The 19185-nt window shown below is 32.2% G+C and carries 16 protein-coding genes and 1 pseudogene; 11 read left to right on the forward strand and 6 right to left on the reverse strand.

Annotation, left to right across the window (positions count from 1 at the left end):
* Position 1: 1 nt before the first annotated feature.
* From purS to purE, 4 genes are read right to left on the reverse strand one after another with little or no spacing between them, the layout of a single operon-like run.
* Positions 2 to 262, reverse strand: coding sequence for a phosphoribosylformylglycinamidine synthase subunit PurS (purS, locus tag SBL16_RS00510; protein WP_107611313.1), 261 nt, complete (start codon positions 260 to 262; stop codon positions 2 to 4).
* Positions 262 to 966 (reverse strand): phosphoribosylaminoimidazolesuccinocarboxamide synthase, encoded by a 705-nt coding sequence (gene purC, locus SBL16_RS00515; RefSeq protein ID WP_107611314.1) that lies wholly within the window; start codon positions 964 to 966, stop codon positions 262 to 264. The genes purS and purC overlap by 1 nt, the downstream gene beginning before the upstream one ends.
* Before the next feature lie 3 nt (positions 967 to 969).
* Complete coding sequence (gene purK / locus SBL16_RS00520) at positions 970 to 2094, reverse strand: 5-(carboxyamino)imidazole ribonucleotide synthase (protein WP_107611315.1); 1125 nt, start codon at positions 2092 to 2094, stop codon at positions 970 to 972.
* Positions 2081 to 2563 (reverse strand): 5-(carboxyamino)imidazole ribonucleotide mutase, encoded by a 483-nt coding sequence (gene purE / locus SBL16_RS00525; protein ID WP_107611316.1) that lies wholly within the window; start codon positions 2561 to 2563, stop codon positions 2081 to 2083. The genes purK and purE overlap by 14 nt, the downstream gene beginning before the upstream one ends.
* 211 nt (positions 2564 to 2774) lie before the next feature.
* On the opposite strand from purE, the gene folD reads away from it, so the two are divergent.
* Positions 2775 to 3632: a bifunctional methylenetetrahydrofolate dehydrogenase/methenyltetrahydrofolate cyclohydrolase FolD gene (gene folD / locus SBL16_RS00530; RefSeq protein ID WP_037535546.1), complete on the forward strand. Its 858-nt coding sequence runs from the start codon at positions 2775 to 2777 to the stop codon at positions 3630 to 3632.
* Between the two features lie 151 nt (positions 3633 to 3783).
* Here folD and SBL16_RS00535 read toward each other — a convergent pair whose 3' ends face one another.
* Positions 3784 to 4929: a globin domain-containing protein gene (locus tag SBL16_RS00535; protein ID WP_037535544.1), complete on the reverse strand. Its 1146-nt coding sequence runs from the start codon at positions 4927 to 4929 to the stop codon at positions 3784 to 3786.
* A gap of 262 nt (positions 4930 to 5191) precedes the next feature.
* Here SBL16_RS00535 and SBL16_RS00540 point away from each other — a divergent pair, with 262 nt between their 5' ends.
* The 6 genes and pseudogenes from SBL16_RS00540 to rihC all read left to right on the forward strand — a co-directional run bounded on the left by SBL16_RS00540 (position 5192) and on the right by rihC (position 10840).
* The gene (locus SBL16_RS00540; protein ID WP_011276172.1) at positions 5192 to 5509 is read left to right on the forward strand and encodes a DUF5011 domain-containing protein; all 318 of its coding nucleotides are present in this window, start codon (positions 5192 to 5194) and stop codon (positions 5507 to 5509) included.
* A 295-nt stretch (positions 5510 to 5804) separates the two neighbouring features.
* Positions 5805 to 6929 (forward strand): cytochrome aa3 quinol oxidase subunit II, encoded by a 1125-nt coding sequence (gene qoxA, locus SBL16_RS00545; RefSeq protein ID WP_317952286.1) that lies wholly within the window; start codon positions 5805 to 5807, stop codon positions 6927 to 6929.
* Complete coding sequence (qoxB, locus tag SBL16_RS00550; RefSeq protein WP_107611317.1) at positions 6929 to 8917, forward strand: cytochrome aa3 quinol oxidase subunit I; 1989 nt, start codon at positions 6929 to 6931, stop codon at positions 8915 to 8917. The genes qoxA and qoxB overlap by 1 nt, the downstream gene beginning before the upstream one ends.
* Positions 8907 to 9512, forward strand: a complete 606-nt coding sequence (gene qoxC, locus SBL16_RS00555; RefSeq protein ID WP_037535537.1) for a cytochrome aa3 quinol oxidase subunit III — start codon at positions 8907 to 8909, stop codon at positions 9510 to 9512. The genes qoxB and qoxC overlap by 11 nt, the downstream gene beginning before the upstream one ends.
* Positions 9509 to 9799, forward strand: coding sequence for a cytochrome aa3 quinol oxidase subunit IV (qoxD, locus tag SBL16_RS00560; protein WP_011276176.1), 291 nt, complete (start codon positions 9509 to 9511; stop codon positions 9797 to 9799). The genes qoxC and qoxD overlap by 4 nt, the downstream gene beginning before the upstream one ends.
* 142 nt (positions 9800 to 9941) lie before the next feature.
* Positions 9942 to 10840, forward strand: a pseudogene (rihC, locus tag SBL16_RS00565) (ribonucleoside hydrolase RihC).
* A 62-nt stretch (positions 10841 to 10902) separates the two neighbouring features.
* Here rihC and SBL16_RS00570 read toward each other — a convergent pair.
* Positions 10903 to 12078 (reverse strand): serine hydrolase domain-containing protein, encoded by a 1176-nt coding sequence (locus SBL16_RS00570; RefSeq protein WP_107611318.1) that lies wholly within the window; start codon positions 12076 to 12078, stop codon positions 10903 to 10905.
* A gap of 460 nt (positions 12079 to 12538) precedes the next feature.
* Between SBL16_RS00570 and SBL16_RS00575 the strand changes: the two genes are divergently transcribed.
* The 4 genes from SBL16_RS00575 to SBL16_RS00590 all read left to right on the forward strand — a co-directional run bounded on the left by SBL16_RS00575 (position 12539) and on the right by SBL16_RS00590 (position 19173).
* On the forward strand, positions 12539 to 13786 hold the full coding sequence (locus SBL16_RS00575) for an LCP family protein (RefSeq protein WP_107634649.1): 1248 nt from the start codon (positions 12539 to 12541) through the stop codon (positions 13784 to 13786).
* 18 nt (positions 13787 to 13804) lie between these two features.
* A complete protein-coding gene (locus tag SBL16_RS00580; RefSeq protein ID WP_011276180.1) occupies positions 13805 to 14275 on the forward strand; it encodes a DUF2538 family protein in 471 nt (156 codons plus the stop codon).
* 140 nt (positions 14276 to 14415) lie between these two features.
* Positions 14416 to 14838 (forward strand): GNAT family N-acetyltransferase, encoded by a 423-nt coding sequence (locus SBL16_RS00585; protein WP_317952290.1) that lies wholly within the window; start codon positions 14416 to 14418, stop codon positions 14836 to 14838.
* Positions 14839 to 15090: 252 nt separating this feature from the next.
* Positions 15091 to 19173 (forward strand): GW dipeptide domain-containing protein, encoded by a 4083-nt coding sequence (locus SBL16_RS00590; protein WP_119472300.1) that lies wholly within the window; start codon positions 15091 to 15093, stop codon positions 19171 to 19173.
* The last annotated feature ends 12 nt before the right edge of the window (positions 19174 to 19185 follow it).

Raw genomic sequence — 19185 nt, forward strand, 5'->3', positions numbered from 1 at the left:
CTTATGCATTCTCCTTTTCGTCAACGATTTTATAACTATATTCTTCAATTACAGTATTTGCGAATAACTTTTCGCTTAATGTCGTCACAATGTTATCGACCGCTTCATCAGTTGCTTCATCAACCGTCATGAATAAAACTTTACCTACACGAATATCATTAACTTGTTTATAACCTAAGTCGTGAACAGCTCGATTTAGTGCTTGTCCTTGAGTATCTAACACCTGTGGTTGTAATGTAATGTGAAGTTCAATCGTTTTCATTATTTTAGTTCCTCCAATTTATTTAAAAATGTTGTATATGTGTCAATAAGTGAACCTGTATCATTGCGATAGACGTCTTTATCAAAGTTAGAATCAGAATATTTATCCCAAATACGACATGTATCTGGAGAAATTTCATCAGCTAATAAAATTTTACCGTCAGAGGTTTTACCAAATTCAACTTTAAAATCAACTAATCTTAAATCCATCTCATCCATCAATTGAACTAATACTTTATTAATATCTTTAGCCATAGTTTTTAATGTTTCAATTTCACTATCACTCGCTATTTTTAAAAGTTTAACGTGATCATCCGTAATTAACGGGTCATTTAAGTCGTCATTTTTATAGAAAAATTCAACTAACGGTGCTTCGAATTCATAACCTTTGTTAAAACCTAAGCGTTTTGTTATAGAACCTGTTGCTATGTTACGTACTACAACTTCTAGTGGAATGATTTTAACTTCTTCAACTAATTGTTCCGTTTCAGAAAGCTGCTTAATAAAATGACTCGCAATTCCATGCTGAGATAAATATTCAAATATAATAGAGGTAATTTGATTATTTAATCGTCCTTTACCTTCCATTTTGTCTTTTTTTGCACCATTACCAGCCGTAACTTCATCTTTATACTCAACTCGCAATTGACCTTCATTATCTGTTGAGAAAATTCTTTTCGCTTTTCCTTCATACAATAGCGCCATTAACTATTCTCTCCCTTCAAACTGTTTGAGCATATCTTTCTCAGTTTCATCTACATTATTCGTTAAAATTGTCATATGCCCCATTTTACGATTAGGTTTACGTTCAGGTTTCCCATAAATATGAACATGCCATTCTGGATGATTAGCGAACTTATCTTCTAATAAATCTAAATCGCGCCCCAACAAATTCATCATTACTGCAGGTTTTAAAATCTCAATTTCTTTTGGAAGATTTTGTCCAGTAACTGCTAGAATATGTGTATCGAATTGTGAATAATCACAGGCTTCAATTGAATAATGTCCGGAATTGTGTGGACGTGGTGCAATTTCATTTACATATAAATGATTTGATTTATCGATGAAGAATTCGACTGTAAACGTACCTACAAAATGTACCTCATTAATAATTTTATTTACTTCATCTCTAGCTTCCTGTTCCTTATCACTTCTCGCAGGCACAATGGTTTTAAATAATATTTGATTTCGATGTTCATTTTCTTGAAGAGGGAAATACGTAATTTGTTTTTGGTTACCAATCGTAACAGTTAAAGAAACTTCGAGTGCAATATCAAGAAATTGTTCTGCTACACACTCTTGTTGTGAAATGAGATCTTTGGCTTCTTGAATTGATTCTTCATTTTTAACTAAGACTTGTCCTTTACCATCGTATCCACCAAAACGCGTTTTAACTATAAATGGATATCCTAATTGATTAATCACAACATTTAGGTCTTTTTCCTCTTTAATAGGTAAAAAAGGAACAATTTTAGATCCTGCTTGTTGTAATGTTAGTTTTTCAGTTAAACGATCTTGTAATAATTGAATAGCTTGATAACCTTGAGGAATATTGAATTTTTGAGTTAGACGAATAAGTTGTTCAGCTGAAATATTTTCAAACTCATAAGTGATTACATCAGATTTCTCACCGAGTTCATGTAAAGCTTCTTCATCATCATAAGCAGCAGTTATAAATTCGTGAGCTACTGACTTACACGGACTATCAGGGTTAGGATCTAAACAAATGACTTTAAAACCCATTTTTTGAGCAGATTGAGCCATCATTTTACCTAATTGACCGCCTCCGATAATACCAATCGTGTCACCGAATTTTAATTTATTGAAGATCATTTTGCATTTCACCAACTTTATCTACTAGACTTTGCTCATATTCATCTAAATATTTACGAACTGATTCATTACTAATACTTAAAATTCTCGCAGCTAATACCCCAGCATTTTTTGCACCTGCATTACCTATTGCAGTTGTAGCCACCGGTATACCTCCTGGCATTTGAACAATCGATAATAAAGAATCCAATCCTTTTAAACTTTTTGACTCAATCGGTACACCTATAACAGGTATTGTTGTCATTGATGCAACCATTCCTGGTAGATGCGCAGCACCACCTGCACCAGCAATAATGACATCGTATCCATGTGTTCTAGCTTGACTTGCAAATTCATACATTAATTTAGGCGTACGATGTGCCGAAACGACTTTCTTATCGTACGGTATTTCGAATTCATCTAACATCGCACAACTTTCTTGCATAACCTTCCAATCTGAAGAACTACCCATAATAACCGCTACTTTCACGTTGTACACCCTTTCAAAAGTTTGAAATTTAGTTACGATTAGTTGTATATTACAGATATAGCATAACAATCATGAGATGCTTTTTCAATCAAAAATCGAACTTTAACTTAATTTTTAATTTTAATTTACGTCTTTTGGCTATCAATTGACGTAACTGAAGATTTAAAGTTAAGGTATAAGTATGATTTAAACAAACAAGGAGGAATTTTTTGTGGTTGCAAAAATTTTAGATGGGAAACAAATTTCTAAGGACTACAGACAAGGTTTACAAAATCAAGTTGAAGCTTTAAAAGAAAAAGGTTACACACCAAAATTATCCGTAATCTTAGTAGGTAATGATGGTGCTAGTCAAAGCTATGTAAACTCTAAAAAGAAAGCTGCTGAAAAAATCGGCATGATTTCTGAAATTGTTCATTTAGATGAGGATACTTCTGAAGAAGATGTATTAAAAGAATTAGACCGTTTAAACAATGATGATTCAGTAAGTGGAATATTAGTTCAAGTACCTCTTCCTAAACAAGTAAGTGAACAAAAAATCTTAGAAGCAATTAATCCTGAAAAAGACGTTGATGGCTTCCACCCTTCAAATATCGGTAAGTTATATATTGATGAGCAAACTTTTGTTCCATGTACGCCACTAGGCATTATGGAAATCCTTAAACATGCTGATATTGATTTAGAAGGTAAAAATGCAGTTGTTATTGGTCGTAGCCATATTGTTGGTCAACCAGTATCAAAATTATTATTACAAGCTAATGCTACAGTAACTATTCTACATTCACGTACTAAAGACATGCATAGCCATTTGAAAGATGCTGATGTTATTGTCAGCGCAGTTGGTCAACCAGGTTTAGTAACTAAAGATGATGTAAAAGAAGGCGCTGTTATTGTTGACGTTGGTAACACTCCAGATGAGAATGGTAAATTAAAAGGTGACGTTGAATTTGAAGAAGTTAAAGAAGTTGCCGGTGCAATTACGCCAGTTCCAGGTGGTGTTGGCCCATTAACAATTACTATGGTGCTTAATAATACATTATTAGCTGAAAAAATGCGTCGTGGCATTGAATAATATAATTATTCTTACTTATGAGTAATTCGTTTAAACTTCAATTAAACAATTCGAAATAAAAGCACAGGGGTGATGTTTATTAAATATCATCCTTGTGCTTTATTCATTTATAATTTATACAAAATCCTATTAATAAATATTTAATTCAATATTAAACTGCAACACTTAATTTTGGTACAAATGTTTCATAATGAATATGACTTTGATCAACATCTAATGCTTTTAATACTTCAATAACTGATTGTATGAATTTAGCACCACCACAAACATAAATCTCTGTATTTTCACTTATATATTTTTCTAAGTATTCTTTAGTTAAATAGCCATTTTTTTCGCGATCATAAAGTTCATATTTTGCTTTGTCTGATTTTTGACTAATATTTTCTAAATATGAAGTGAATGGTGTATCGTTGACATCTCCAGTTACTTGAATAAATTGAGCATTGCTATCTTTAACAACCACTTCATTAAACATTGAAACTAATGGTGTAACACCGATACCCGCACCAATAAATAATTGAGAGTTTTCAGGATTTGCAACCGCAAATGGACCTACAGGTGCTGATAAATTAATTTTGTCTCCTTCTTTTAATTCATCATGCAATATAGTTGAAACTTCACCTTCATGGTCAGTTGTCACATCACGTTTAACAGCAAATGTTAAACGCTCTTTTTCTCCAGATACAATTGAATAATGTCGTTTTGCACGATATGGCATTTTTTCACTACTAACATCCACAGTGATGTATTCACCCGGTGTAAATTGACTTAAGTCATAGTCAGTAGATTTAACTGTGAAAGCTTTGATATCTGAAGATAATTGTTCGATTTTTTCGATTTCAAAAGGTTGGAAACCTTCCCAAAGCATACTAGCATAGATATCTTTTTCAACTTGAATAAACACATCTGCGATTTCTTGATAAGCTTTCTTCCATGTTTGGATGATTGGATGATCATCTTCTAGTCCTACTACTGCCTTAATTGCTTCTATTAAATTTTCTCCAACAATGTCATAACCTGCTGGTGGAACTTCTAATGCACAATGTTTATAAGCGATTTCTTTAACTACAGGCATGATGTTGCCTAAATTATCAATATTAACAGCTGCTGCTAAAACACTTTGCGCTAATGCAGTTGATTGAAATCCTTTTTGTTGGTTCGTTTGGTTAAACATATTTTTTAATTCTGGATGTTGATTGAACATTCTATTGTAAAAATATGATGTTATTTCAGTGCCTTTCTCTTGTAATACAGGTACCGTTTCTTTGATAATGCCTTTTTCTTTTTCATTTAACATGAAAGTCACTCCCATTTAGTTAAATATTTCAAACCTTTTCCATATTCATTCTATTCCAATTTGCAAAATTTTTAAATCAATTGTAATTAAATTCACAAATTGTTCATTTTACATAATCTTAATATATATTTTTCTTCTTATTATTTAAATTCTTAAAATAATACGATATATTAGGACTATAGTATGATGTTTATTTTCAGAATATATTGTATAGTTTAATTAAATTACTCAATGACTTTATTTTTTAACGGAGGTTAACTTAATGAATAAACTAATCCAGTCACTTTCAGCGCTAGGCGTCTCCGCAACTCTAGTTACCCCCAACTTAAGTGCAGAAGCAACAACTAATCACTCCCCTGAGCTTAGAGGTGTGAATGATATCGTAATCGAAAAAGGCCAAAATTATAATCTACTAAATGGAATTAGTGCTTATGATAAAGAAGATGGTGATTTAACACATAAGATCACTGTAGATGGTCATGTTGATACTTCTAAAGTAGGCAAATATAAAGTGAAATATAATGTCATTGATTCAGATGGTGCAGAAGAAACTTCAACTCGATACATAGAAGTTAAATAATATGATAAATTTTTGAGATGAGATGAATAATCTCATCTTTTTTTGTGTCAAAAACCCTTGAAAACACTGAAAATGATAACGTTTCTCAACTATATGCGTATTTCACTTAAATTTGTCATTTTTCACAGAATAGACACATAATTTTAACAAATCTTACATTCCCCGTCATTCCTATTGTTTCTAGTTGTTTCCTATATATAATTATAATTTTTTTCGGATAAGTACTTGTAAATATTGCGTAATAAACTAAAATTAATGATAAGCCCTACATTTGTAGTATTAGGAGGTCAAAAAAGTGTCAAAATTTAAGTCTTTGCTTCTAATGTTCGGCACGCTAATTTTACTTAGTGGTTGTTCGAATGTTGAAGTATTTAATGCAAAAGGGCCAGTAGCAAGTAGTCAGAAGTTCTTGATTATCTATTCAATCATCTTCATGCTTGTTATTGTTGCTGTTGTACTTACCATGTTCGCTATTTTTATTTTCAAGTATAGCTACAATAAAAACAGCGAAACTGGTAAGATGCACCACAATTCTTTAATTGAAACAATTTGGTTTGTGGTACCTATCATTATCGTAATTGCTTTATCTATTCCAACAGTTAAAACTTTATACGATTATGAGAAACCACCAGAAAGTAAGGAAGATCCTATAGTTGTATACGCAGTAAGTGCTGGGTACAAATGGTTCTTCGCTTATCCAGAACAAAAAGTTGAAACGGTTAATACTTTAACTATTCCTAAAAATCGTCCTGTAGTATTCAAATTACAAGCTATGGATACGATGACAAGTTTCTGGATTCCTCAACTAGGTGGTCAAAAATATGCCATGACTGGCATGACAATGGATTGGACTTTACAAGCCGATGAAACAGGTACTTTCAGAGGACGTAACTCAAACTTTAATGGTGAAGGTTTCTCTCGCCAAACGTTTAAAGTTCACTCTGTAAACCAAAGTGAATTCGATTCTTGGGTTAAAGATGCTAAGAGCAAGAAAACACTTAGCCAAGATGAGTTTGATAAACAACTCTTACCAAGTACACCTAATAAAGAATTGACATTCAGTGGTACGCATATGGCATTCGTTGACCCTGCAGCTGATCCAGAGTACATCTTCTACGCTTACAAACGTTACAATTATGTTCAAAAAGATCCTAACTTTGTAGCTGAGAAAGACTTGTACAAAGATGTTACTGATAAACCACAAAAACCAGCTCGTAAGGTTCAAATCACTAACGCTAACTATAAGCGTCATGGTATGAAACCTATGATTCTTGGTAACAATGATCCTTATGATAATGAATTCAAGAAAGAAGAAGATCATAACTCTAAGGAAATGGAAAAAATCAGTAAAAGTGCAAAAGACGAAAATGCGTCTAAATTTGGTAGCAAAGCAGACAATGATCATGGAGGTGGACATTAATGAATTTTCCATGGGATCAATTGCTCGTTAAAGGTAACTGGATGATTACAATGGCACAAATTGGTGCGCCATTCCTAGTTATTGGTTTAATCGCAGTAATTACTTACTTCAAGTTATGGAAATATCTTTACAAAGAATGGTTCACATCCGTAGACCATAAAAAAATCGGTTTAATGTACTTAATTTGTGCCGTACTTATGTTCGTTCGTGGTGGTATTGATGCATTACTATTACGTACTCAATTAACAATTCCAGATAATACTTTCTTGGAATCAAATCACTATAACGAAATCTTCAGTACGCACGGCGTTATCATGATTATCTTTATGGCTATGCCATTCATATTTGGTTTATGGAACGTAGTCGTTCCACTACAAATTGGGGCTCGTGATGTGGCGTTCCCAGTTATGAATAACATTAGTTTCTGGTTATTCTTCGTTGGTATGATTTTATTCAACCTTTCATTCATTATTGGTGGTTCACCAGCAGCTGGTTGGACAAACTATGCACCATTAGCTGGTGAATTTAGTCCAGGCCCAGGTGTTAACTATTACCTAGTCGCAATTCAGATTTCAGGTATTGGTAGTTTAATGACTGGTATTAACTTCTTCGTAACAATACTTAGATGTAAAACACCAACAATGAAATTCATGCAAATGCCTATGTTTACTGTAACAACATTTATTACGTCTTTAATCGTAATTCTTGCATTCCCAGTATTCACAGTTGTACTTGCATTAATGACTACTGACCGTGTATTTGGAACTGCATTCTTTACAGTTGCCGATGGCGGTATGCCAATGTTATGGGCAAACTTCTTCTGGGTATGGGGGCACCCTGAGGTTTATATCGTTATCTTGCCTGCATTTGGTATTTATTCAGAAATTATTCCAACATTTGCTCGTAAACGTTTATTCGGACACCAAAGTATGGTGTGGGCAACTGCTGGTATCGCATTCTTAAGTTTCTTAGTTTGGGTTCACCATTTCTTCACAATGGGTAATGGTGCTTTAATCAACTCATTCTTCTCAATTTCAACAATGTTAATCGGTGTACCAACCGGAGTTAAATTATTTAACTGGTTATTAACATTATATAAAGGACGTATTACGTTCGAGTCACCAATGCTATTCTCATTAGCCTTCATCCCTAACTTCTTATTAGGTGGGGTTACAGGTGTAATGTTAGCGATGGCATCAGCTGACTATCAATACCATAATACTTATTTCTTAGTAGCTCACTTCCACTATACATTGGTTACTGGTGTTGTATTTGCCTGCCTAGCTGGTTTAATCTTCTGGTATCCTAAGATGATGGGTTACAAATTAAACGAAAAATTAAACGCATGGTGCTTCTGGTTATTCATGATTGGATTTAACGTATGTTTCTTACCACAATTCATTCTTGGATTAGACGGAATGCCTCGTCGTTTATACACTTATATGCCTTCTGATGGTTGGTGGTTATTAAACGTAATCTCTACTATTGGTGCATTATTAATGGCTGTTGGTTTCCTATTCTTAGTAGTAAGCATTGTATACAGTCATATCAAAGCTCCACGTGAAGCTACTGGAGATAACTGGGATGGTCTTGGACGTACTTTAGAGTGGTCTACTGCTTCTGCAATTCCACCTAAATACAACTTTGCTATCACTCCAGATTGGAATGACTATGATACATTTGTTGATATGAAAGAACATGGTCGTCATTATTTAGATAACCATAACTATAAAGACATTCATATGCCAAACAATACACACACAGGTGTAATTATGGGTATATTCATGTTATTAGGTGGTTTCTTCTTAATCTTCGAAACTGTAATTCCTGCCGCAATCTGCTTAGTAGGTATTCTTGGTTCATTAGTTTACCAAAGTTTCGTACAAGATCATGGTTATCATATCCCTGCTTCTGAAGTTGCTGAAAATGAAGCTCGTTTAAGAGAAGCTCGTATTAAAGAAAGGGAGGCTGTAGGTCATGAGTCATGATACAAATACTGTTGATTCACGTACGCACGAAGGTCAATTAAATAAACTTGGCTTCTGGATTTTCCTTACAGCCGAATTCTCATTATTCGGTACCTTGTTCGCAACGTTATTAACGTTGCAACATGGTGGCGATTATGCTGGCAAAATGACAACAGAATTATTCGAGTTACCGCTTGTATTAATTATGACGTTTGCCTTATTAATTAGTTCTTACACATGTGGTATATCAATTTATTACATGCGTAAAGAAAAACAAAACTTAATGATGTTCTGGATGATTCTTACTGTCCTTTTAGGTCTAGTGTTCGTTGGATTCGAAATTTACGAATTTGCTCACTATGTTTCTGAAGGCGTAACACCACAAATTGGATCTTATTGGTCTAGTTTCTTCATCCTATTAGGTACACACGGTGCTCACGTATCATTAGGTATTGGTTGGATCATTTGTTTATTAATTCAAGTGGCTACACGTGGTCTTAATAAATTTAATGCTCCTAAATTATTCATTGTAAGTTTATACTGGCACTTCTTAGATGTTGTTTGGATCTTCATCTTCACTGCCGTATATATGATAGGGATGGTGTATAGCGGATGAATACAATCGTAAAACATACAGTTGGCTTTATTGCCTCAATCGTCTTGACGTTATTAGCAGTTTTCGTAACTCTATACACAAACATGACATTCCATGCTAAAACAACAATCATCTTTGGCTTTGCTTTTATTCAAGCTGCAGTTCAATTATTAATGTTCATGCACTTAACTGAAGGTAAAGATGGTCAAGTACAATCGTTCAAAGTTATCTTTGCGATTATCATCACATTAGTGACTGTTATTGGTACGTATTGGGTTATGCAAGGTGGACATTCTCACCACTTATAATTTAATATTTATCTCATACAAAGAACCTGTTATGAAACTCGTCAGAGTTTCAAACAGGTTCTTTCTTTATGCTTTCATATCATACCTGATTTAAGTTATCTTTAATTTAAATCATTTATTGTGAAGGAGATGCATTTGAATAATGACTTTACCCATAATCATAGATACTGATCCAGGAATTGATGACGCTGCTGAATTGAGTGTTGCTCTATTACATCCATTCTTCGATGTAAAATGATTTCCACAGTTAATGGAAATGTCAATATAGAAAAAACGACTGCTAATGCTCTGAAATTGAAAGCTTTCTTCAATAGTGACGTACCTGTTCACAGAGGTTCTGCAAAACCGTTAATTAATAAAGCAATAGATGCAAGCCAAGTTCATGGAGAAAGTGGTATGGATGGATACGACTTCCCATCTATATCAAATGACCAATTGGCTTCTACTAACTCAATAACTGCAATGAAGGAAATACTTTTACATTCAAACACCCCTATTACGCTTATAGCGTTAGGTCCGCTTACGAATATTGCTCTATTAATAAGTACGTTTCCTGAAGTTAAAGATCATATTAGAGAAATTGTCTTAATGGGAGGAAGTTCAGGACGAGGTAATGTAACGCCACTTGCAGAGTTTAATATCTATAGTGATCCTGAAGCAGCGCATATTGTTTTTGAGAGTGACCTTCCCCTTACTATGATTGGACTTGATTTAGCGCGACAATCGCTGTTAACTCATGACTATTTAGCGTCATTTGAACATATGAGTAGAACAAGTTCAATGTTCTATCAAACCTTTCAACATTATAGAGAGAAAGACTTCGCTAAAGGGTTAAAATTATATGATGTCTTCACAGTATTATATTTACTTGATCCTGAAAGCTATGAAACGATACTAGCTAGTGTACGAATTGAATTACATGGCACATTGACCAAGGGAGCTACAGTTGTTGATTACGACTCCCCCTATCGAAATTGTAAAATTGTTACTTCAAGTCTAAATAAGAACTACTGCTCAATATTTAAAGACACAATTAAATAATTCATTTTAATTAAAAAAGCTATAACAAAATGCATCTTTATTACATTTCGTTATAGCTCTCTTTATTTGGTTTCATAAATATTTTGACCAAGTAATTGATAATAAATATGAGAAATAATTGACTCATTTGACACTTTAGAATAATCAACTTTATTCGTAGCCAGTACAATAATATAATCTTCATTAAAATATACCGTGAATATTTGACCGAAAAACACACCATTAATTCGATTGACTTGAGGAGTCGAATAGAATCCATATCTATAAGATTCTGGATATTTAGTGCTCCCAATTTCTTGAAGTAAGGATGTTGTAACTGCTTGATTGAAAATATTATTTTGCTGTAAATCATTAACTAATCTAGCCATATCATGTGTAGACATAAATAAATTTCCTGCACCATAATATTGATCTAATACATTCGGATTCATCGTTTTTAGTTTATTATTTTTTACTTTATATCCAGTAGCCATATTCTTTTTATAAGGCTTTTCATTAAAGAAAGCACTATGCTCTAAATGATAGGGTTCTGCTAATAATTTATAATAATTTTCCACATAAGAATGATGTGTTACTGCTTCTATAACTTGCGCAAGAACTAGATAGTTAGCATCGTTATATAAATGTTTATGATAATATTTACTATTAATCCCTCTTCTTTGAATATCATGAACTGCCCCATCTAAACTCTTTGTATTAGGATTAGCACTAAATTTATATAAACCACTTCTATGTAACATTAAATCTTTCAATGTAATTGTTTTATTTGTCTTAAACCAAGGCAAATACTTAGTAACAGGGTCATTAATATTAATTTTGTTTGATAATTCTAAGTGCTTGAGTATTAAACCAGTAGTGAATTTTTGAGCTGATCCAATTAAATACATCGTATTTGCATTGCTTTTTTTCTTACTGCTAATATTTTGATAACCATAACCTTTATCAAGCATTAATTTTCCATCTTTTAAAACTGTAATTGATCCATTGAAATGAACATTTTTTAAATACGCATTAATTTGTTCAATATTATCATCTTTTGCTTGAACCGTTTTGAGCTTATCGACTGTTTTGTGGTTTTTATCACGATGTTCTATATAAGCCTTGTTATCATTAACATTGTTATATTCACTATCCTTAATACTATAGTTAGTAACTTTAATGACGAATAATGTAATGAGAAGTATTAAAACAATTAATACTAAAATAAAAGCTATAATTTTTAATTTGTTATTTTTCATGGGGTCCCTCTTACGTCTAATATAGAAGTATATCTAAATTAAAACCTATTCTATCTAAATCATTTTTTTATTCGTTTAATATTTTATATTATATAACACAACACCACTGAATTCATCTCTCTTTAATCATATACTTATAATTTTTTATTACATCGTACTTTAGTATGATAAAGTACTATCTAATATTGCTTAATCATCTTTTGTAAATTCTATTTTAATAATGTAAATTTTGTATTAAACTTAAAGTTGTAATTCTCTCCAAAAAGTAATACAATTTAAGGCTATGAGAGTATACATTATATATAATTGCACCATCCTTACAACTTTGAATACAAGCAAAAAATAAAAAATATAAATTTATTTTTGATTTTATACTTCATGTTAAATAAAAATGTAACGATTTTTATTTTTCAAATCATAAAATCTCTTATAAAAGATAATATGTATAGGAGCAAATGCTATGAACCGATTTTTAAAATATTTTATGATGCTACTTACACTAGTACTAATCGTTGTTCCTGTAATTTTTATCATCAATTTGTATAAAACTTCTGAAAGTGCAATGCAAGCCTCATATGATAAATCTGATTCGAAGCGTCAATCAAACATACGTGAACGAAAAGTAAACCCTTCTAAAGATGCAGTTTCAATCTTATTTTTAGGAATTGATGATAATGAAGGTCGTCGTAAAAATGGCCAAACTACAGAACATTCAAGAACGGATTCTATGATTCTTTCTACCTTCAGTCCTGAAAAGCGTCAAATACGATTACTTAGTATCCCACGTGATACGATTAGTTATATACCAAAAGTTGGTTATTACGATAAGATAACTCACGCACATGCTTACGGAGGACCTGTAGCTGCTATGGATTCTGTCGAGGCGACATTAAACGTTCCTGTTGATTACTATGTACGAGTAAATATGGATGCTTTCGTTGAGGCAGTTGATGAACTTGGCGGTATTTATTATGACGTCCCTTACGACTTAAATGAGCCTAATACAGACGATAGCGGTAGAATTAAAATTAAAAAAGGCTATCAAAAACTTAATGGTGATGAAGCGCTAGCCGTTGCAAGAACACGACATCACGATTCTGATTTAAAACGTGGCGAAAGACAAATGGATTTAATTAAATTATTATTCCAAAAAGCTAAGAGCCTTGATTCATATGATAAATTAGATGATTTAGTACAAATAGTTGGGAAAAATGCGAAACATAATTTAACTTCTTCTGAAATCAAATCTCTAGCATCTATGTACTTATCTGATGACATTGAATTTAAAAAGTCTCAACTCAAGGGTAAAGATGATTACTTACAAAATATTTACTATTATAATCCGAGCGTAAGTAGTATTATGAAATATTCAAATATATTGCGTTCTGATTTAGGACTATCTAAAATAACAGATAAGGATGAATTCTTAGATCAACGCGTTATTAAACATTACGGTACACTTGTACCACTTACACCTCTTGATCAGTCTTTATTGAAAAATAATCAAAAAGATTCATCTTCTTCTGATGATAACAATGATGATTCAACAAATTCAGACAACAATAATGATGTACAGTCATCTGATGAAAATAGTTCAAACTCAAACGAAGATTTTAACCAAGGTAGTCAAGACAATACTCAAAGTGAAAACTACAATCAAACGAATAATACTGATTCATTCAATAACAATCAAAATCAAATTTACTAATTGAGAGGAGCACAAACTATGTCACGTAAAACATATGAAAAAGCTGCTAACATTAATGGTATGTTTAATGTTTTAGAGCAACAAATTATTCATAGCAAAGACATGGCATTATTTAGAAGTGAATTCTTTTACGTTAATCATGAACATCGTGAAAATTATGAAGCATTATTAGTCTACTATGGTGAAAATTCTGTTAATCCAATTGTAAATGGTGCGTGCTACATTCTTGCTTTACCAGAAATCTTCAATAAAGTAGATGTTTTTGAATCGGATTTACCGTTCTCATGGGTTTATGATGAAAATGGTATTACTGAGACAATGCAAAGTATTAGCGTTCCTCTTCAATATCTTATTGCGGCAGCATTAGAAGTTACTGATGTAACATTATTTAAACCTTCAGGCTTTACAATGGGAATGAATAATTGGAATATTGCTCAAATGAGAATATTTTGGCAGTACAGTGCGATTGTTCGCCAAGAAGCCTTATAATAAAACAATTTCCACTCCTTTTTACGAATTTGTTGTAAAAAGGAGTTTTTTATATCTTTAAATCATATAGAATAACTTTATACTTTTATAAATTTAATTTTTGCAACTTTTAATAATTACATATATATGGGGGAATTAAGATGTTTGAAATAGTTAAAAACAAAGATATGTTATCAGAATGTTTTTATATTAGAAGAGAAGTATTTGTGAAAGAACAAGGTGTTCCCTTGGAAAATGAATTAGATTCATTTGAGGAAGAATCTACACATATTATTGGCTACGACAAAAATCATGTACCTTTTGCATGTGCGAGATTTAGACCTTATAACAACGCAGCAAAAGTAGAAAGAGTTGCTATTTTAAAACCTTACAGAAAAGATGGGTATGGCAAAACAATGATGCACGCTATTGAACGTTTTGCAAAAGATAAAGGATACAATCAATTAGTTTTAAATGCTCAAGTCCAAGCTCAAGGCTTTTATGAGAAACTAGGTTATATTCAAACGGGCTCAGTTTTTATTGAGGAAAATATCGATCATATAAAAATGTATAAGAATATTTAAACTATTTATATTCTAAATTCATAGAGTACTTGTAATTAATTAAATAGACTATCCCATTTTATTAATAGTAGCTTAAACTAATGTATTTTAAATTACCTGTGCTTAGTAATGTAGTCCTTAGTAAAATCATAATTTGTTTACTATATGTAAGAAAGTATTAAAGTTAGTTTACAAATAAGTTAAATCAAATCATAGCCTTAATTAAAATACTATAATGAATTTGTAATATTAATAATAACGAGGAGTAACAATATGACCAAAAAGTTTAATTTAAAATTTCCTTCGATGATTGCGATCACATTATTTGGTGCTGCATTTACTTCACAACATGCACATGCAGCTGAAGCGAATCAAAATTCGAATAATACAAATAATGTTATTGATGATCAACAAAATATAGAAAATGCTGAGCAAGTTAAAAAAGAAGTAACTAATTCAGCTCAAAATGTATCAGGGGTACAAACGTATCAAAATCCTTCTGATGTTAAAGCATCTGTTGCTACAGTAAGCAAAACGTATGATGCTAAATTAGATAATTTAACTACAACAAAACAGACTTCACAAGATCAACAAAGTACGCAAAATCAAAGTACTGCTAACACAAACGCTACTAATTCAAATAGTGAACAAGCTAAGGTTCAAGATAAAGAGCAAGAAGTTTCAACTTCAAATAAATCTGATCAAAAAAATAATATCAATAACACACAAAGTAATACTGATGCTAATAAGCAAACATTGCAAGCTTCTAAAAACACTTTATCATCACCTCAAGTTCAGTCAAATGATGATACGTCTGCTAATAGTAATCAAAACACTACACAAAATGTTAATAATCAAATTGATGAAAGTAGCTCTAACTCACAACAAGAGAATAGTTTAACTTCATCAAATAAGAATCAATTGAATTCATCATCTGTTACTCCATCACAAACTAATCAAGTGGCTCAGTCTAACAAGCAAATAGAGTCTGAGCAAAGCAGTGATAAGAAAGTAAGTACTTATAGTAATAATGATAATAATGCAACCCAAGTAAACGTAGATCAAGCTAAAACATCACAAGAAGCTAATACGAAGAATGCAACAGCATCAAAAACAACTCAAACATCTACATCTAACAGTACACAATCAGGTTATTCTGGATTTAGATCAGTTGGTGGCAAAGGTGGTCCAGCTACTTCAGTAAAAACAGTTCAACGTTATGCAGCTAAAGCAACTACATCATCTTTACCGAAATATAAACCACAAGTAAGTTCATCAATCAACAACTATATTCGTTCGAATAACTTACAAGCACCTAAAATCGAAGAAAATTATTCATCTTATTTCCCTAAATATGGATATCGTAATGGTGTAGGTAAACCAGAGGGTATTGTAGTTCATGATACAGCTAATGATAACTCAACTATTGATGGCGAAATTAATTACATGAAAAACAATTACAACTCAGCTTTCGTTCATGCATTTGTAGATGGTAACCGTATTATAGAAACTGCCCCTACTGACTACCTATCATGGGGTGCGGGTCCATATGCTAATGATCGTTTTATAAATGTTGAAATTGTTCATACACATGACTATGCTTCATTCGCTAAATCAATGAATAACTATGCAGATTATGCTGCAACACAATTACAATATTATGGATTAACACCTAATAGTGCTGAAAATGATGGTCAAGGTACAGTTTGGACTCACTATGCAATTAGTCGATTCCTAGGTGGTACAGACCATTCTGACCCACACGCTTACCTACAAAGCCATAATTATACTTATAATGAATTATACGATTTAATTAATGAAAAATATTTAATTAAAACAGGCCAAGTAGCACCTTGGGGTACTACTTCAAGTAGCAGCTCATCTAATACCAATAAAGGTGGTTCAAGTAATAGTGGTTCCACTACTACAGCACCTAAATTAACTGTTAAGTCAAATAGTGGCTTAGCTCAAATTAAAACTGATAATAGTGGTGTTTACACAACAGTTTATGATGATAAAGGTAAAGCTACTAACCAAGTTCATAACACTTTATCTGTAACTAAATCTGCCACACTTGGTAAAGATAAGTATTATCTAGTATCTGACTACAATAGTGGTAAAGTTTACGGTTGGGTTAAGCAAGGAGAAACCGTTTATAATACAGTAAAATCTCCTGTAAAAGTAAACCAATCATATAATATAAAATCAGGTGCTACGCTATATACAGTGCCATGGGGTAACTATAATCAAGTAGCTGGAACTGTTTCAAAATCTAATACAGCACCATTTAAAGCAACAAAGTCTCAACAAGTTGGCAAAGCCACTTATTTATATGGGTCTTTAAATGGTAAAAATGGATGGGTTAGCCAAGCATTTCTATCTAATATAACTAAACCATCTTCTGGAAGTAAAACACCTACTGTAGATAATACTTTAAAAGTATCGAATCTTAAGAATACACTAGGTCAAGTTTCTACTAAAAATAAAGGAACGTATACAACTGTTTATGATAAAAATGTGAAAGCTAACGCAACTATTGGTGGAAAAACGTACAACATAACTAAGAAAGCTACGTTGAACAATAAAGATTATTACTTAATTTCTGATTATAATGGTAATACTTCACGTGGTTGGGTACCTGCTTCAGAAATTTCTGTTAAAACTACAACACCTAACAAAACTAATGCTACTTATTACGATATTAATGGAAATGCAAATATTTACGACACACCTTGGGGAACAGCTAAACAAGTTAAAGCTACAGTACCTTCAAGTGGTAAACAGTTAAAATCAATTGATAACCTTAAAGTTGGTAACGAAACATACCTACACGGTGTAATCAACAATATTTGGGGTTGGGTTAAATCAACTGATGTTAAACAAACACCTAAAGTAAATGCTAAATTTGCTGTAAACACTAAAGCTACTAAGCCATCTACTGCATCAACTCAAACTGTGTCGAAAGTAGCTCAAGTTAATGCGAACAACAGCGGTGCACGTGCAACTGTTTATGATAAAACAGGTAAAAATGCAACTAAGTATGCTAATCGTACTTTCAACGTTTCTAAAGAAAAAACAATTGATGGTAATACTTATGTGTTACTTCAAAATACTACGACAAATACACCTTTAGGTTGGTTCAATGTTAAAGACTTGAAAGTTCAAAACTCTAGTTCTGAACAAAAAACATCAGGTACTTATAAAATTAACGACAAAAATAATGGTCTATACTCAATTGCGTGGGGTACAAACCAACAACGTTTAGATAATAAAGATTTAGCTAATAAATCATTTAAAGTATCTAAATCAGTTGTTATTGGAAACACAACTTATCTATACGGTACAGTTAACGGTAAAACTGGTTGGATCGCTAAGAATGACTTAACTTCATCAAATACTTCATCAGATAATGGTGAAAAATATCAATATGAATTTATTATCAACACTACTAATGGTTATTACTATGATGACCCTAGTTCAGCTAAAGCAACTTCATTAAAAGCTTTTAATGAACAAATCTTCCAAGTAACAAATCGTAAAGTCGTTAATGGTAAAACTTGGTATTATGGTAAATTAAGTAATGGCAAATATGTATGGATTAAAGATACTGATTTGAAAAAAGAATTAGTTAAATATTCAAAATCATATAGAACATTAAATCAAGCTGTATCACTTCAACAAAATGCGTACGGGGCTCCACCACAAGTTCAAAGAAACGGTTATGGTTGGTCAAACGCAACTTATAGTGAAATTAAAAATGCTATGAACACAGAAAAATTAGCTAAAGATGATACGCTTAAATATCAATTCTTACGCTTAGATCGCCCGCAAAACCTTTCTGTAGCAAGTTTAAATCAATTACTTAAAGGTAAAGGTGTTCTTGAAAATCAAGGTCAAGCATTCAGTCAAGCTGCTGCTACTTCAGGTATCAATGAAATTTACTTAATTGCACATGCATTAATTGAAACTGGTAATGGTCAATCTCAATTAGCTAAAGGTGCAAACATCGTAAATAACTATGTTACTACTAATAGTGCTACAAAATATCATAATGTATTTGGTATAGCCGCTTTTGATGCTAATCCACTATACAATGGTATTAATTATGCTAAGCAAGCTGGTTGGAATACAGTGTCTAAAGCGATTATTGGTGGTGCTAAATTTATAGGTAAAGACTATATTAAAGCAGGCCAAAACACGCTATATAAAATGCGTTGGAATCCAGACCACCCTGCTACACACCAATATGCAACTGATATTAATTGGGCTAATGCTAACGCTCAATATTTAAAACAACTTTATAATGAAATTAAAGCTGTTGGTAAATATTTTGATATCTCAAGCTATAGTAAATAAATAACTCTATTC

The sequence above is a fragment of the Staphylococcus sp. NWU MK-U1 genome (assembly GCF_033283505.1).
Lineage (GTDB): Bacteria > Bacillota > Bacilli > Staphylococcales > Staphylococcaceae > Staphylococcus > Staphylococcus haemolyticus.

Excerpts from the sequence above, each read along its gene's own strand:
- SBL16_RS00570 (WP_107611318.1), bottom strand. The coding sequence starts at position 12,078 with ATGAAAAATAACAAATTAAAAATTATAGCTTTTATTTTAGTATTAATT.
- SBL16_RS00535 (WP_037535544.1), bottom strand. The coding sequence starts at position 4,929 with ATGTTAAATGAAAAAGAAAAAGGCATTATCAAAGAAACGGTACCTGTA.
- purK (WP_107611315.1), bottom strand. The coding sequence starts at position 2,094 with ATGATCTTCAATAAATTAAAATTCGGTGACACGATTGGTATTATCGGA.
- SBL16_RS00575 (WP_107634649.1), top strand. The coding sequence starts at position 12,539 with ATGAACCGATTTTTAAAATATTTTATGATGCTACTTACACTAGTACTA.
- purS (WP_107611313.1), bottom strand. The coding sequence starts at position 262 with ATGAAAACGATTGAACTTCACATTACATTACAACCACAGGTGTTAGAT.
- qoxC (WP_037535537.1), top strand. The coding sequence starts at position 8,907 with ATGAGTCATGATACAAATACTGTTGATTCACGTACGCACGAAGGTCAA.
- SBL16_RS00540 (WP_011276172.1), top strand. The coding sequence starts at position 5,192 with ATGAATAAACTAATCCAGTCACTTTCAGCGCTAGGCGTCTCCGCAACT.
- SBL16_RS00585 (WP_317952290.1), top strand. The coding sequence starts at position 14,416 with ATGTTTGAAATAGTTAAAAACAAAGATATGTTATCAGAATGTTTTTAT.
- qoxD (WP_011276176.1), top strand. The coding sequence starts at position 9,509 with ATGAATACAATCGTAAAACATACAGTTGGCTTTATTGCCTCAATCGTC.
- qoxB (WP_107611317.1), top strand. The coding sequence starts at position 6,929 with ATGAATTTTCCATGGGATCAATTGCTCGTTAAAGGTAACTGGATGATT.
- SBL16_RS00590 (WP_119472300.1), top strand. The coding sequence starts at position 15,091 with ATGACCAAAAAGTTTAATTTAAAATTTCCTTCGATGATTGCGATCACA.
- SBL16_RS00580 (WP_011276180.1), top strand. The coding sequence starts at position 13,805 with ATGTCACGTAAAACATATGAAAAAGCTGCTAACATTAATGGTATGTTT.
- purC (WP_107611314.1), bottom strand. The coding sequence starts at position 966 with ATGGCGCTATTGTATGAAGGAAAAGCGAAAAGAATTTTCTCAACAGAT.